Origin of the sequence: Gilliamella sp. ESL0441 (assembly GCF_019469185.1) — a bacterium.
In the GTDB taxonomy this organism is placed as follows: Bacteria; Pseudomonadota; Gammaproteobacteria; order Enterobacterales; family Orbaceae; genus Gilliamella.
The window spans coordinates 729,204-744,236 of record NZ_CP048264.1; the positions used below are offsets into that span (position 1 = coordinate 729,204).

Genomic DNA, 15,033 nt, shown 5'->3' on the forward strand with positions numbered 1-15,033 from the left:
AATCAAAAGGATGCTTTATGATACTAGAATTTATTCTGTTTCTTTGCATTGGGGCGGCAGCAGGTCTGTTAGCCGGCATGTTTGGTATCGGTGGGGGCGCTTTGATTGTGCCAGCGCTAATTTTTACACTCAACCACTTTACCGTTAATAGTGTTTGGACAAACCATATCGCTATAGCCACGTCCTTAGCGACAATCATTGGGACGAGTTTGTCTTCAAGCTGGATGCATAATAAAAACCACAATATCGAGTGGTCTATTTTAAAAAGAATGGTTTTAGGTTGTATTATTGGTACTATCGGAGGATCCTACATTACGCCTTTGATAGCGGGTGTTTGGTTAAGATGGATTTTTGTCATTTTCATGATTTATGTTGGTAGTCAATTTGTTTTTAAAACCCGTCAAGTTGCGCACAATCATGCTACTGAAGTGGTAAAGTTGAATACTAGTATTTATATCGCAATGGGCGGTGTTATTGGTCTTTTTGCTGCTTTAGTTGGCGTAGGTGGAGGCGTATTAGTCGTGCCTTTTCTAAAAAAATGCGGTATTGGTATGCGTAAAGCAATCGGCACATCAGCAGCTTTTACGCTACCGGTTGCCATAGGTGGCACGATAGGTTACATCATTTCGGGGTGGTATGTAATGCCTTTACCCAAATATTGCGTTGGTTTTGTTTATGTTCCTGCAGTGTTAGCCATTATGCTAGCCAGTATTCCTATGGCAAAAGTGGGCGTACTGATAGCGCAAAGAATTTCAGTGGATAAACTGATTAGGTTGTTTGGTGTTTTCTTGTTGTTATTGGCCTTAAAATTAATTATTTCCTAGTGTTATGATGTATTTTTTTAAATGATAATTGATTTAAATTGGATTTTTTGTTTCTGTAAATTGTAACGTTATCTATACACTTTTATAATAAAAATATGTTATGCTTTCACTAATTTCACTTTTATCGGGTTTTATAAGGAAAACATAATGGCAGAAGAAACTATTTTTAGTAAAATTATCCGACATGAAATTCCAGCAGATATCGTTTTTCAAGATGATAAAGTTACCGCTTTTCGAGATATTTCACCGCAAGCCCCCACTCACATTTTAATCATCCCAAACAAACTTATTCCAACCGTTAATCATGTTACTGAACAAGATGAACAGTTACTTGGACATATGGTGATTGTGGCAGCTAAAATTGCTAAACAAGAAGGTATTGATGAAAATGGTTATCGATTAATTATGAATTGTAATAAAGATGCGGGACAAGAGGTCTTTCATATTCATATGCATTTATTAGGTGGAAAAAATTTGGGGCGATTAATAGGTTAATTAATATGAAAAAAATTATAAGGTTATTAGCATTTAGTTCATTTGTCAGTTTATTGGCGGGGTGTCATCTTCTTGATTCCGAAAAAACAGTCGATATTCCTCCAATTGATAATTCACCCGTCGGCATTATTGAAACTCCACCGCAAATTGTTAAAAAAACAGATTGGCGAAGTATTTTATCACCATTTATTACTAAAATACTACAATCCTCATCAATCCCTGAAGGCAATAGAGTATTATTAATCAGTGATATACAAAATCGTACAGGTGACTTTGTTGCAAATAATCAAATTGATGAAGCTTTACACCAATTAATGAGTAAACAACAAATTTTTTCAGTTGCAAATAAACAATCAATTAATCAAGCTAAACAGGCAATCGGTATTGCTTCAGATGATACGTTAGTTTCTCGAGGAAAAATGATTGGGTTAGCTAAATCAATGAATGCGCAATATGTTTTGTTTACCACACTTTATCAATTACCTAATGATGATAATGGAACAGATGCTAATCTTTCAATGGAATTACTTTACACCCAAAATGGCGAAATTTTAGGGAGAGTAACTTCGAAAGATTTTGTTCAGCCAAAGACGCAAACTGATAATAATCAACCAGAGGCTAATGAGTAATGGGACCACTATTAATTGATTTTGAGGGGACGACCTTAACTAAAGAAGATCAAGAGCTTTTACAAAATCCTTTAGTTGCTGGTGTCATTTTATTTAGCCGTAATTTTCAGAATGTAGAACAATTATCAGAATTAATAAAAGAGATTCGTTCAATATCCCCAGAACGATTACTCATTTCGGTTGATCATGAAGGGGGACGAGTTCAGCGTTTTAGACAAGGTTTTACGTTAATTCCACCAGCCCAATCGTATGCGTTGCTAAATGATATTGAACAAGCAAAGACCTTAGCTTTTGATGCCGGTTGGTTGTTAGCAATGGAACTAATTGCCTTTGATATCGATTTGAGTTATGCCCCCGTATTGGATTTAGGTCATGAATGTTTAGCTATCGGCTCACGTTCGTTTCATCAAGATGCCAATATCGCATATCAAATTGCATCTGCAATGATTGATGGTATGCATAGTGCAGGAATGAAAACAACCGGCAAACATTTTCCGGGCCATGGTCATGTTATTGCTGATTCTCATAAAGAAACGCCAGTTGATCATCGCAATCAATTATTAATAGAACATGATATGCAGATATTTTCCAGATTAATTGCTGATAAAAAACTCGATGCAATTATGCCAGCGCATGTTATCTATCCAGCGTTTGATGATAAACCTGCGAGCGGTTCAAGCTTTTGGCTCAAAACAGTGCTTCGTCAACAATTACATTTTGATGGTGTCATCTTTTCCGATGATTTATCGATGGAAGGTGCTTCTGTCATGGGAAATTATGCTGAACGAGCAAAAAATGCATTAGAGGCAGGCTGTGATCTGTTGTTAGCGTGTAATAACCGACAAGGGACATTAGCAATTTTAGAGGAATTGTATAGTTTAGTTAAACAACAATCCTTAAGATCAACTAAAGCGCAATCGCTGTTGACACAAAACAAAATCAGCCATGAGGATTTAATCAAAACGGTTGATTGGCAAAATCGATACAACAACATCATGAAACTAAACGAAAAATGGGCGGACTATAATGCAAGTAGCCATCATTGAAATTGATCATAATAAACGACTTATAGCATATAATGACAAGGCTCAAGCGTTACTTTCATCGACTTTGTTAACGTTACAGCAACCTTTCGATTTTCAAACAATATTTCATCTGGATAAGATGCAAAGTGTTAATGAGTTCGATGATACCATTATTGTACTTAATGCTCAGTATTATCTGTTACAAAAAGTTAACGAAACATCAAAAACTATTTTTATCATCCAACCCATAGAATATCTTAAAAAAAGGTTATCTAAAATTCATGTTGTGGCAAATCAGGCTTTTGACATTTTTGCGACCCAAAGTAATGCCATGCAAAAATTAGTTGCACAAGCAAAAGCGTTTGCGATGCAACGTGAACCGTTGTTAATTTCGGGCGAAACGGGCACTGGAAAAGATCTGCTTGCTTATGCTTGTCATCAATACAGCCCTCGAGGGGATCAGACTTTTCTAGCGTTAAATTGTGCTGCAATGCCAGACGAAGTGGTTGAAAGTGAGCTTTATGGTCATGCTGCTGGTGCTTACCCAGGAGTCGTAGAAAGTAAAAAAGGTTTTTTTGAACAGGCTAATGGCGGATCGGTTTTACTTGATGGCATTGACGAAATGTCTTTTCAGATGCAAACCAAGTTATTACGGTTCATCAATGATGGCTATTTTCGTCGGGTTGGTGATGATAACGAGGTGTATGTAGATGTACGTATTATTTGTGCCACCAAAGTTGATTTAGCCGATTTAGTCGAACAAGGAAAATTTAGAAAAGATCTTTATTATCGGCTCAATGTGCTTTCATTACATCTTCCTTCATTACGGGAGCGCAAAGAAGACATTGCTCCGCTAACCATGATGTTTGTCAATGAATTTGCCGATAAACAAGGCATTCCTGCTCCTGATATCGATAATGAAGTTTTTGATTATTTAGCCCGTTACTCATGGCCAGGGAATGTAAGACAACTAAAAAATATCCTATATTGCGCTCTATCTCAGTTGACTTCAACTAAATTGACCGTCAATGATATTGAGCTACCTGTGCAAACTTTATCAAGAATATCAGGCATCGATAATATCGAAAATAAGACATTAGATGAAATGACCAAGCAGTTTGAAAAAGAGATTTTATTACAGTTATACGATAAGTATCCAAGTTCCCGTAAACTGGCGAAACGGTTAGGCGTTTCACATACTGCAATCGCCAATAAATTACGGGATTATGGGATAGGGCGGTAGAATTGTCTAACAGCAAAAGAATTTTAATAACTGGTGGAGCAGGATTTATTGGTTCTGCTGTTATACGGCATATAATTAATCACACAGAAGATTATGTTATTAATCTCGATAAGCTAACCTATGCTGCAAATTTAAAGTCGTTAGAAAGTATTTCACAAAATGAGAGATATTTTTTTGAAAAGGTTGATATTTGTGATCGACAAGCATTAGATCGCATTTTTAAACTATATCAACCCAATGCCGTTCTGCACTTGGCGGCTGAAAGTCATGTTGACCGTTCAATTAATGATCCAACAAACTTCATTGAAAGTAATATTATAGGAACGTTTAACTTACTTGAAAGTAGTCGATATTATTGGAATGCTTTATCGGAAGAACTCAAATGTCGTTTTCGTTTTCTACATGTGTCTACTGATGAAGTTTATGGCGAATTACCTAAAAATGAACTGTTTTTCAATGAATTATCACCTTACGCACCAAATAATCCTTATTCGGCATCAAAAGCATCAAGCGATCATTTAGTCAGAGCTTGGTATAAAACTTATGGTTTACCCACTATAATTACACATAGTTCAAATAATTATGGGCCTTTTCAACATTCAGAAAAATTAATTCCATCGGTCATTTCAAATGCAATTGATTGTAGACCGATAACTATCTATGGTGAAGGCTTGCAAATACGTGATTGGATATATGTTGAAGATAGTGCTAAGGCTTTATATTCCATATTAATCAATGGTAAAATAGGAGAAACCTATAATATAGGGGCTAATAATGAATTAACCAATATAGCATTAGCTCAAAAGCTTTGTAATATATTGGAAGAAATCGCTCCTCACAATAAAAATGGAATAACAAAATATCAAGATTTAATTCAATTTGTATCTGATAGACCTGGTCATGATTATCGATATGCAATAGATTCCTCTAAAATAAAAAATGAGTTGAGTTGGAGTCCTCAAGAAAGCTTTGAAAGTGGGTTAAGGAAAACGGTTAAATTTTTAATAAATAATCGAACAATGACAGCATGTATAAATAAGCGGTGAAAAAGTGATAAAACATGAAGATATTTCAGTTGTAGTACAGGGCGCTATCGATCCTATTTTAACTAAACTTAATTTATTAAGTATTCGGAAATTCCTTCCGAAATCTCAAATTATATTATCTACTTGGAATGGTTCAAATTTAGATGGATTAGATTTTGATAAGTATGTATTAAGTAACGATCCTGGAGGATTTTCCCACAATTATAGTGATGGAATAAAAATTAATAATGTTAATAGATTGATTATTTCAAGTTTGAATGGAATTAAGGCCGCAAAAAGCCGTTATGTATTTAAAATTCGTAGTGATTTTTTGCTAAAAGGAAATTCTTTTCTAAATTTTTTTAATTCTTTTGATGTTGTAGAGCCAAATTTTTCCATATTTAAACATAAAATTTTAGCTTGTAGTTATTTTACGCGTAATCCTACTAAATCTAATTTTGCTTATCATCCTTCAGATATGGCCTTTTTTGGTCTGAAGAGTGATTTATTAGATTTATTTAACATAAGTTTAATGAAAGAATCTGACGAATTTTTTTTCCAAAATAAGGATATGTGGGAAAGAAGATATGCTCCTGAGCAGTTTATTTTTATAAGTTTTTTAACAAACAAAGATAGAAAAGTATTGTGTAATAATTCTATAAAAGTTACTAAACATCAAATTATAGAAACTGAACGTTATTTGGCTTCTAATTTTATTCTTTTAGATTGGCGGCAATTCAACTTAAAGCCTCCAAAGAAATTTTATAATTATCATAAATTTGACCATTTTTCATGTATAACTCATGTTGAGTGGAAACTTCTATACTACAAATATGTAACTTTGAATCCAACTAAATTTGTTGGAATTAATTATGAAAGGTTAAGATTAAATTCAATTTTAATGAAATATCGGCTTTTGAAAATAATAGCTAAATTAGTAACACTGTTTATATTTGGTAAGCATAATAAAAAATTGCGTAAAAAAATTAGAGATAAAATAATAAGAAATTAATCGTTTTATTTGTTAGAATAAATGATACTGACTTGAAATTAACGGAACGAGAAATATATGCTAAATATAGTTTTACCAATGGCAGGTAAGGGAAGTAGATTTGCTGATGCAGGTTACAATACTCCAAAGCCTTTCATTCCAATTCATGGAGTACCAATGATAAAAGTTGTTGTGGATAATCTGTCTCCGAAATGTGAGCACCGTTTTATTTTTGTATGTCAACAGCAACATATAGATCAATTTGATTTAATACCTAAATTGAAATCTTATTCAAAGAATGTCGAAATTATTGGAATTAATGGAATAACAGAAGGGCAAGTGTGTACAGCTCTTCTTGCAAAAAAATATTTTAATAACGACGAGCCTTTGATGAATGCGAATGCTGATCAATATATCGATTTTGATATAAATGAATATTTAGATGCTATATCAGCTAGAAATCTAGATGGTATGATTATGACGATGAAGTCTCAAGATCCTAAATGGTCTTATGCTAAAACCAATGTTGATGGTCTTGTCATTGAAACAGCAGAAAAACAAGTAATTTCAAATGATGCTACAGTTGGAATTTTCAATTTTACTAAAGGACAAGATCTTGTTAGAGCTGCTGAACAGATGATAAAAGATAATATCAGAGTTAACAATGAATTTTATACTTGTCCAAGTTATAACTATCTGATTAAAGAAGGTAAAAAAATTGGTATATATGGGATTGGTGAAGAATATAACGGTATGTATGGTTTAGGTATTCCTAAAGATTTAGATTTTTTTATTAATCATCCAATTTCATCAAAGGTAAAAAAATGATTATTCTTTCTCACCGAGGGTATTGGAAAGAAGTTGAAGAAAAAAATACTAAAATTTCATTCGAACGAAGTTTTGATTTGGGGTTTGGTACAGAAACTGACTTAAGAGATCATCATGGAAAAATAGTTATTTCGCATGATATGCCAACAGGTGACGAAATAACTTTTGAACAACTTTTATCTATAATGGATGGTCGTAATTTGCCACTAGCTTTGAATATTAAAGCTGATGGTTTAAGTTTAGAGATTAAAAAATTACTCGAAAAATATAATCATACAAACTATTTTTCCTTTGATATGTCTATACCAGACTTGGTTTGTCAGGTAAAAAATGATCTTAAAGTATTTACTGGTCTTAGCGATATTTTACGAAAACCTGTAATGTTCAGTGAGTGTGAGGGAATTTGGCTAGATTGTTTTAATTCAGATTGGTATGATCATACAGTAATCGATAACCTTATATCACAAGGAAAAGATGTTTGTATTGTATCTGCTGATTTACATAAAAGAGATATCGCTTATCAGTGGTCGATTATTAGTAAAAGTAAATATATTAAAAGTTCTAATTTGATGATTTGTACGGATTATCCAGAAAAAGCAAAGGAGTATTTTAATGAAAATTAAAGCTGTTTTATTTGATATGGATGGGGTATTAATTGAAGCTAAAGATTGGCATTATGAAGCACTAAATCAGGCTTTGCAATTATTTGGATATGAAATTAATCGTTTCGAACACTTGACAAGTTATGATGGCTTACCAACCTCTATGAAGTTAAAAAAATTAACTTTAGAAAAAGGGTTACCCAACCAATTACACGGATTTATCAATGAAATGAAACAACAGTACACTGTTTCTATGATTCAAAATTTATGTCGCCCACGATTTAATCATGAGTATGCATTATCAAAGTTAAAATCCGAAGGTTATAGGCTTGCAGTGGGATCCAACTCTATAAAAATGACAATAAAAATGATGATGGATTATGCAAAGTTAACAGATTATTTAGAATTTATGTTAAGTAATCAGGATGTAAAAAATGCAAAACCAGATCCAGAAATTTATTTGACCGCAATGTCGAGAATGGGATTAACTCCGTCAGAATGTTTAATAGTTGAAGATAATGAAAATGGAATAAAAGCAGCAAAATCATCAGGAGCTCACTTATTGGTTGTAAAAACAGTTGATGAAGTTAATTATGATAATATCAAGAATCGAATTTTAGAAATAGAGCAGGGGATTTAAAATGCAAATTATCTTCTTAATGGGGGGGCAGAATTTTGAAAAAAATGGAGAGGATTATCCTCTTTATTTAACTGAACTTAATGAAAAACTTATAATTGAAAAACAGATTGATTATTGCAGAGGGTTAAATCCTAGAAAGTTTTTATTTTGTATAAAAGACGAAGATATAAAGAATTTTCAAGTTGATTCAGTAATTAAGCAGCTAGTTCCAGACAGTGAAATAATTGTCATTAATGGGCAAACAAAAGGAGCTGTATGTACGGCGTTGTTAGGAATCGAGCATATTGATAATGAAGAAGAGTTAATTTTATTAGCTGTAGATGATTTTGTAGAGGTATCTAGCGAGAATATTTTGCAATTTTTTAGAAATTTCGAAAGCGATGCTGGTGTTGTTTCTTTTAATTCTGTTCATCCAAGGTATTCATTTGCGAAATTAAGTGAAGATAATTCAGTTATTGAAGTCTCAGAAAAAAAACCTATTAGTAAAAATGCTTTAGTTTCGTTTTATTATTACAAAAAAGGTTCTGATTTTGTTGAAAGTGCTAAAAATGTAATCCGTAAAGATAATTTAATTAATGGGGCATTTTATTTGAGTCAAACGCTTAATGAAATGATTCTTAAACAAAAGAAAGTCTCTCTTTATAAAATTACAAATGAAAAATTCCATCCATTGAAAACAGAGATGCAACTAGCTCAATACTTAACTGAACTAATGGATGTTAAGGAAAGCAAATAATGAAAATTGCAAAGCTTAATGATATGATAAAAGGTTGGTTTATAGGTAATTTTGAGCCATCACTTTGTAAAACTAATGATGTTGAAGTAGCCGTGAAAACTTATAAAAAAGGGGACAAAGAGGATAAACATTATCATAAAATAGCAACGGAATATACTGTAATTATATCAGGTCGTGTTAAAATGAACGGTACCGAGTATGTTTCTGGTGATATTATTGTAATGGAACCAAATGAAGAGACGGATTTTGAAAGTCTTGAAGATGGTACTGTTAATGTTGTTGTGAAGTTACCTGGTGCTAATAATGATAAGTACCTAAGTAATTGTAAATAAGCAATTTATGTTTAATATAAAATAAGATCATAAGTTATTATTATGAAAAATCAAAAAAAAGTTGCATTTATATGCCCTACCCACAGCCCTCATTTTGATTTTGCAAAATCAATGATATCTTCGTTTATGGAAAACGATCTGGGAATTCAAGCTGATTTATGGTTTATTTTCTCAAACAAAACAGAAGCAGATATTTTCGGAAACTATGAATATAAGTTAATTTTACCTGATGAATATTTTATTACTGAGAATAATGGAATAATAAATATCAAGAAATTATGGGGTATAAAAACGTTAGCAGAAAGGTATGAATACATTATTTCTATTGATTCTGAATCGAATTTCATAAAAAAAGTAGATATTTATAAATTATGTAGTGAATTTTTTGAAAACAAAATTTTACTAGGCAATAAAGTATTATCCGAAGGAAAAGAATTGACAGAGAAGATTAAAGAGAGATGTAAAATTTTTTTTCCAAACGATTATCAACATATTTTAGATACTGATTTGTATTTATGGTTTAATCAGCCTTGTATATATAAAACGGCAAATTTGAGTAAATTCTTCGAAGTAACAAAATGTTATGAAAATTTGAAATTGATCGATTGGTTTCAATTTGATTATTATATTTATATGAATTTCTTGATATTATATGAGTATTTTTCGATTTATGATATGGAGATAGCTTCTTGCTATGGTGCTTGTGAAGAAGCAAATAAATTAATTAACGTTAATTCAGATAAATATAAAAAATTACAAATAATGATGTGCTCTTATCAAAATTTGCATTTATTTGATAATTCATCATTATTCTTAATCATTCATATAGATAGAAGTAAAAGTGATGAGTAACACTTGAATTCGATTGGTAAAATTATTTTAACTAAAAAGCATGAAAATGCAGATTTCTTTTTGTATTATTCAAGTTTAAAATTTGAGCTAATTGGTTATTTTGCAGACTAAATTTAATATAACGAATATGCTCTTTTATTATTTACCAATTCTATTTGTTTGTTAGCAATTATATTTATTTTAAATACTACTGAGAAAATTCTTATGAAAAAAATCGCTTTTGTAGCTCATGAATTTGGACTCTACCCTGGTCACGGCGGTATAGCAAGCTATCTATATAATATAGCAAAATATATACTTGAAAATACCAGTCATGAAGTTTATGTCATGGCTGAGGCATATGATGAAAATTGTGATATTTATGCTAATCAAAAATTTTCTTTTTTTCCAATTCATTCTGGGGATCTATTAAATAAAAGACAAGCTATTTTAGATAAAATGAATGTTATAAAGCCTGATTATATAGAGTTTGCAGATTATTTAGCATTGGGTTTACATTGTGTTATTGAAAAAGCAAGGAAAACAGCTTTTCATAATACATTACTAATAACAAATCATCATACAGCCACTCGAGAATGCTTTGAGTGGAGTACAAATAAGGACATTTTATATGCTCCTATTTATCTTCAGCAAATTTATCATGAAGAAAAAACTCAAATGGAACTCAGTGATTACAATTTTTCTCCATCTACATTTTTAGGTGAATATATCCCTGAAAAATATAATCTTTCAAAAAAAACTTTAGTTTTTGCAAATCCGTTATATGGCAAATTAGAAAGTTGTTGGGAGTTGAAAGAAAAATATAAAGATGAGGTTGATTTTAGTCTTTATGAAAATAGTTTTAATATCGTTTTGATCACTAGATTTGAAGGTAGAAAAAGACACGATAGATTAGTAAATGCTTTCATTAAGTTATTAAATCTGAATATCGATTGTAATTTATTCCTTATCGGAAATTCCGCTGAAGACCCTTTAACGAATAAAGATTGTCGTTATGTTCTCTATAAAGGAATTGATGAAAAGTATTTAAAAAATATATTTTTTTATGACTTTATGTCAATTAAACAACAAGAGAAGTTTTTAGCTATTTGTAATCTTTCTGTTATGCCTTCTTCTTATGAAAATCAACCGATGGCGATGATTGAGTCTGTTTTGAGAGATATACCCGTTATAGCTTCAAAATACAGTGGATGTAAAGATTATTCTCCAGAATGTATGCTTTTTGATCCTTTCAAAGAAGATGATGATTTATTTTTAACTATAAAAAATTTTATTGATTTATCAGTTAATGATAGAAAACGAATTAGCGAAAAACAAAGAGAACTTTTGAATAAAATCATATCACCAGAAGTTTGTATTTTACCAAGATTTTCATTATGATTTTTTTTATTATTTTCAATAGTTTATAGGAGGGATTGTTTGTGAAGGATATTTCTCTTGTCATCCATGGGGAAGGTTGTAGACATTGGCTTGAAAAAATTTTTAAAGATTTAAAAAAGTCAGAAATAGTTTTTAAAGAAATTGTGATTGTAAGTTATCATCATGATATGAAAATTTATAATGATTTTTTAAAATCAAATCAATTAGTTGCTAAAATTAAATTAATCAGCTGTTTTGATTTGCTAAACCCTGGTTTTTTCAATATTAATAGGCAAATAAATTGTGTTAGGGAAGGATTAAAACATGTATCTCATGATTCATTTGTAATAAAACTTAGAAATGATCAAAGCATAAATTTTTCTTTAGTTGCTTCTCATTTGGATAAGTTAAAAACTTCAATGATTCTTACGACTAATTGTTATACTAGATCTGATCGTTTATACCATCCTTCAGATATGCTGCTAGCTGGAAAAAAGAGTGATTTAGAAAAATACTTTTCATGTCCTTTTATGACAAATACCCATTTAGGGTATATGTTGCAAGTTGAAAAGGAGTTTGAGGATTCCAATTACTCATTAAAAGCATTAGATTGCACACCAGAGTCTTATTTGTTCAAAAATTATATAAAAAGTAATGGTTGGGATATAAAAAATACTAAAGAAGACAGTTTGTCATCAATGAAAAAATTCATCTATTTAGTGGATAGTTGGAATATTGATTTTCGTTGGAAAGATAATCGGGTTCCATTTTTACCTAAAGGTAGTTTGGTGCTTCCATATTATTTTGATCTAGCACCATTTAGAAATGGGCCAGTAGAGAAATGTAGATGTATAAATAACCATAAACTTTTGAATAAATCCCCTTCAATTAAAGATTTTTATTTTATTTCATTAAGTAAGTTTGTTTATGGACTCAAATTTAGTATTAAATTGAAGAAAATTAACTATAAAGTAAATTATAAATTTCTCAAAATTGTTAGATGTTTAGCTTACATTTTACCTTATATTTTTGTTTTTAATAAGATATCAAAAATAGAAAAAAGAATAGCAGTGTGCAAAGAGAGATATAAAATGTATAAAAATCTTATCAAATAGTTTAGACCATGTATTGGTTTAAAAGTTAAATTGAATATATTGTTAATATTTTTCTTTTTTTAATATAATAAAGACTATTTTATTATTTATTGGTAAATTTTCCATGAAAACAGTTAAAAGAATTGCTATCCAACTGTTTGGTCATTTAAGAACGTTTGAATATACTTTTGAATCATTCAAAAAGTATTTATTAGAAGAAAATATGTTGGATAAATATCAAATAGATATTTTTATTCATACTTGGGATGAATTAGATCATTCGACAATCAATTATCGTAATTTAGATGGCAAGTCTCTAACAAATAAATTATTAACTGATGAACTTATTTCATTGGTTAATAAGTTATATCAGCCAAAAAAAATAGCAATTGAATCACAATTGGATTGTAATAATGAAGTTTTAATAGAAAAAATAGGGAGGTTTCCTCGAGCTAAAAAAGGGTGTTTAAATAATTCTTATTCAATTTATATGGTCAATAAATTGCGTCATACATTTCAAAAAGAGGAAAATATTGAGTATGATTGGGTGGTTGTGACTAGACCTGATATTCTATTTAAATCTCCCTTTCGAATAGATGATATTATTCATTGTTATGCAAATTTTGGTTTTGAAATACCAAAAAATGTAATTTTTCATGGTTTCAATCCTTTTGGAAGAGGTAATATGGTTGAGGACCCTCAATTTTTAGCTGGCTCAGACTTGATTTTTTTTGGAAAACCAGAGGATATTGATAAATCATCCTCCTTATATTTAGAATTTAATCTTAATATTTCAATAGACCATTTTTATTGTATGGAAGTTTGGTGGGCGGATTTTTGGAAAAAAAAAGGTCTATCTCCATATCCAATAAATTATAAACATGGACCTGATTTTGATGTTATAAAAACGCAAATGTTGGAAAGCAAGAGTTTTAAACAAAGTTCGAAGTTTAAATATCGTAAAAGGCTTTTGTTTATTTCTTTATTAAGCATATTTCCTTATTGTATTGTGAAAGGTAAAATAAATAAATTACGTAAGAATATTGAATTTATCAAAACTTTTTACAAAATGTAGTTTAGATTTACTTTAAGCAAATTTTTATAAAAAGCTAATAAAGTAATGTCAAGCTGCTAATACTACTATGTTAGATATTTAACGTATTTTTTCCTAAATAATTGAGGTGGAAAGTTTGTATTCTCCAGCACCAGTATTGTCTGTTATTATTCCTGTATATAATACCCAAGAATATTTACAAAAATGTTTAGATAGTATTATTAATCAAACAATGACTAATATAGAAATTATTTGTGTTAATGATGGATCAACTGATAATTCTCTTTCTATACTTGAACACTATCAAAAAATAGACAGCAGAATTAATATTATTAATAAAAAAAATGGCGGTTTATCTTCAGCCAGAAATATTGGTATTGAGCATGCTAAAGGTAAATATATCGCGTTTGTAGATTCTGATGATTACATTGAATTAAGTACTTATGAGAGAGCATTATTATATATTGAACTATCCAATGTAGATCTTGTATATTTTTCCACAAGACTTGAGGTTGAACACAATTTTGATCGTTTACAAGATGAAAGTTATTTTGAACATAAATATAAAGGTTTAATTAATTTATCCCTAGATGTAATAAGAAATATGGACGTTTGTGCTTGGAATAAAATTTATAAACTTTCAATAATTGAAAAGTATAGTATTCGATTTCCCGATGGATTATGGTATGAAGACAATCCTTTTTTTTGGTCCTATGCCTTAGTGAGTGATTCTGCATTTTTTTTGAATGATAAATTATATAATTATCGAATAAGAGCTAGCTCAATAATGAGTAGGAATAATGATAAAACTAGTAAACTTAATTACAAAACTACCCATAAATTAGACCCATTATTATGTTTTGAAAGTTTGCTCCATTTCGTATTTAAATGGAGTTTAGTCGAAAAATTTAAACCAGTTTTAGTTGACTTATTTATGCAAAAAATTTACGAGTCTCTACATCGTTTATCTAAAAAAGAACGTAAATTAGCTTTAATGAAGTCAACAGAAATAACCAGAACTTTCAATCTGGAGTTTTATTTTCCAGATAATCAGTATATAAATTCTTTAATTGATAAATGTTACTATAAAATCCCTATGGTAAATCAATTTTTTCTGACAAAAAAACAAAGATTTTTGGGGGTTTGGGATGCTGATAAGTATTTTATTTTTTGTTTTTTAGGTATAAAAATAAAAATAAAAAAACAAAATTTTTAATCTTTTATTCTGGTTAATACTTTGCGTATCATAAGAAAATAATAAAGTTAACGAGTAAAAACTTATTTATAGTATAATGTACTATAAT

17 protein-coding genes are annotated in these 15,033 nt (G+C 30.1%); all 17 read left to right on the plus strand.

Annotated features, from left to right (window positions below):
• The first annotated feature begins 17 nt into the window (after window positions 1–17).
• Window positions 18–824, plus strand: coding sequence for a sulfite exporter TauE/SafE family protein (locus GYM75_RS03220; RefSeq protein ID WP_220216730.1), 807 nt, complete (start codon window positions 18–20; stop codon window positions 822–824).
• Window positions 825–971: 147 nt separating this feature from the next.
• Window positions 972–1,319 carry an HIT domain-containing protein gene (locus tag GYM75_RS03225; RefSeq protein WP_220216731.1) on the plus strand — a complete coding sequence of 116 codons (348 nt, stop codon included), beginning with the start codon at window positions 972–974 and terminating at the stop codon, window positions 1,317–1,319.
• 5 nt (window positions 1,320–1,324) lie between these two features.
• Window positions 1,325–1,948 carry a hypothetical protein gene (locus GYM75_RS03230; protein WP_220216732.1) on the plus strand — a complete coding sequence of 208 codons (624 nt, stop codon included), beginning with the start codon at window positions 1,325–1,327 and terminating at the stop codon, window positions 1,946–1,948.
• Window positions 1,948–2,994, plus strand: a complete 1,047-nt coding sequence (gene nagZ / locus GYM75_RS03235; RefSeq protein ID WP_220216733.1) for a beta-N-acetylhexosaminidase — start codon at window positions 1,948–1,950, stop codon at window positions 2,992–2,994. Before GYM75_RS03230 ends, nagZ begins: the two co-directional genes overlap by 1 nt.
• The gene (locus GYM75_RS03240) at window positions 2,975–4,216 is read left to right on the plus strand and encodes a sigma 54-interacting transcriptional regulator (RefSeq protein WP_220216734.1); all 1,242 of its coding nucleotides are present in this window, start codon (window positions 2,975–2,977) and stop codon (window positions 4,214–4,216) included. The genes nagZ and GYM75_RS03240 overlap by 20 nt, the downstream gene beginning before the upstream one ends.
• A gap of 2 nt (window positions 4,217–4,218) precedes the next feature.
• A complete protein-coding gene (gene rfbB / locus GYM75_RS03245; RefSeq protein ID WP_220216735.1) occupies window positions 4,219–5,262 on the plus strand; it encodes a dTDP-glucose 4,6-dehydratase in 1,044 nt (347 codons plus the stop codon).
• A gap of 4 nt (window positions 5,263–5,266) precedes the next feature.
• On the plus strand, window positions 5,267–6,253 hold the full coding sequence (locus tag GYM75_RS03250; protein WP_220216736.1) for a WavE lipopolysaccharide synthesis family protein: 987 nt from the start codon (window positions 5,267–5,269) through the stop codon (window positions 6,251–6,253).
• A 57-nt stretch (window positions 6,254–6,310) separates the two neighbouring features.
• Window positions 6,311–7,060 carry a glycosyltransferase family 2 protein gene (locus GYM75_RS03255; RefSeq protein ID WP_220216737.1) on the plus strand — a complete coding sequence of 250 codons (750 nt, stop codon included), beginning with the start codon at window positions 6,311–6,313 and terminating at the stop codon, window positions 7,058–7,060.
• Entirely contained in the window at window positions 7,057–7,683 is a 627-nt protein-coding gene (locus GYM75_RS03260; RefSeq protein WP_220216738.1) for a hypothetical protein, read from the plus strand. Before GYM75_RS03255 ends, GYM75_RS03260 begins: the two co-directional genes overlap by 4 nt.
• Window positions 7,673–8,302, plus strand: coding sequence for an HAD family phosphatase (locus GYM75_RS03265; protein ID WP_220216739.1), 630 nt, complete (start codon window positions 7,673–7,675; stop codon window positions 8,300–8,302). The genes GYM75_RS03260 and GYM75_RS03265 overlap by 11 nt, the downstream gene beginning before the upstream one ends.
• A gap of 1 nt (window position 8,303) precedes the next feature.
• Window positions 8,304–9,038, plus strand: a complete 735-nt coding sequence (locus tag GYM75_RS03270) for a glycosyltransferase family 2 protein (protein WP_220216740.1) — start codon at window positions 8,304–8,306, stop codon at window positions 9,036–9,038.
• Complete coding sequence (locus GYM75_RS03275; protein WP_220216741.1) at window positions 9,038–9,370, plus strand: cupin domain-containing protein; 333 nt, start codon at window positions 9,038–9,040, stop codon at window positions 9,368–9,370. Before GYM75_RS03270 ends, GYM75_RS03275 begins: the two co-directional genes overlap by 1 nt.
• A gap of 42 nt (window positions 9,371–9,412) precedes the next feature.
• Complete coding sequence (locus tag GYM75_RS03280) at window positions 9,413–10,222, plus strand: hypothetical protein (RefSeq protein WP_220216742.1); 810 nt, start codon at window positions 9,413–9,415, stop codon at window positions 10,220–10,222.
• Between the two features lie 204 nt (window positions 10,223–10,426).
• A complete protein-coding gene (locus GYM75_RS03285) occupies window positions 10,427–11,602 on the plus strand; it encodes a glycosyltransferase family 4 protein (RefSeq protein ID WP_220216743.1) in 1,176 nt (391 codons plus the stop codon).
• 41 nt (window positions 11,603–11,643) lie between these two features.
• A complete protein-coding gene (locus GYM75_RS03290) occupies window positions 11,644–12,696 on the plus strand; it encodes a WavE lipopolysaccharide synthesis family protein (RefSeq protein WP_220216744.1) in 1,053 nt (350 codons plus the stop codon).
• Between the two features lie 103 nt (window positions 12,697–12,799).
• Window positions 12,800–13,750, plus strand: coding sequence for a hypothetical protein (locus tag GYM75_RS03295; protein ID WP_220216745.1), 951 nt, complete (start codon window positions 12,800–12,802; stop codon window positions 13,748–13,750).
• 115 nt (window positions 13,751–13,865) lie between these two features.
• On the plus strand, window positions 13,866–14,945 hold the full coding sequence (locus GYM75_RS03300; protein ID WP_220216746.1) for a glycosyltransferase: 1,080 nt from the start codon (window positions 13,866–13,868) through the stop codon (window positions 14,943–14,945).
• Window positions 14,946–15,033: the final 88 nt, after the last annotated feature.

What these genes read in the sequence shown, in the direction of transcription:
- GYM75_RS03220 (WP_220216730.1), top strand. Translation starts at nt 18, where the DNA reads ATGATACTAGAATTTATTCTGTTTCTTTGCATTGGGGCGGCAGCAGGT.
- GYM75_RS03225 (WP_220216731.1), top strand. Translation starts at nt 972, where the DNA reads ATGGCAGAAGAAACTATTTTTAGTAAAATTATCCGACATGAAATTCCA.
- GYM75_RS03230 (WP_220216732.1), top strand. Translation starts at nt 1,325, where the DNA reads ATGAAAAAAATTATAAGGTTATTAGCATTTAGTTCATTTGTCAGTTTA.
- nagZ (WP_220216733.1), top strand. Translation starts at nt 1,948, where the DNA reads ATGGGACCACTATTAATTGATTTTGAGGGGACGACCTTAACTAAAGAA.
- GYM75_RS03240 (WP_220216734.1), top strand. Translation starts at nt 2,975, where the DNA reads ATGCAAGTAGCCATCATTGAAATTGATCATAATAAACGACTTATAGCA.
- GYM75_RS03255 (WP_220216737.1), top strand. Translation starts at nt 6,311, where the DNA reads ATGCTAAATATAGTTTTACCAATGGCAGGTAAGGGAAGTAGATTTGCT.
- GYM75_RS03260 (WP_220216738.1), top strand. Translation starts at nt 7,057, where the DNA reads ATGATTATTCTTTCTCACCGAGGGTATTGGAAAGAAGTTGAAGAAAAA.
- GYM75_RS03265 (WP_220216739.1), top strand. Translation starts at nt 7,673, where the DNA reads ATGAAAATTAAAGCTGTTTTATTTGATATGGATGGGGTATTAATTGAA.
- GYM75_RS03270 (WP_220216740.1), top strand. Translation starts at nt 8,304, where the DNA reads ATGCAAATTATCTTCTTAATGGGGGGGCAGAATTTTGAAAAAAATGGA.
- GYM75_RS03275 (WP_220216741.1), top strand. Translation starts at nt 9,038, where the DNA reads ATGAAAATTGCAAAGCTTAATGATATGATAAAAGGTTGGTTTATAGGT.
- GYM75_RS03280 (WP_220216742.1), top strand. Translation starts at nt 9,413, where the DNA reads ATGAAAAATCAAAAAAAAGTTGCATTTATATGCCCTACCCACAGCCCT.
- GYM75_RS03285 (WP_220216743.1), top strand. Translation starts at nt 10,427, where the DNA reads ATGAAAAAAATCGCTTTTGTAGCTCATGAATTTGGACTCTACCCTGGT.
- GYM75_RS03295 (WP_220216745.1), top strand. Translation starts at nt 12,800, where the DNA reads ATGAAAACAGTTAAAAGAATTGCTATCCAACTGTTTGGTCATTTAAGA.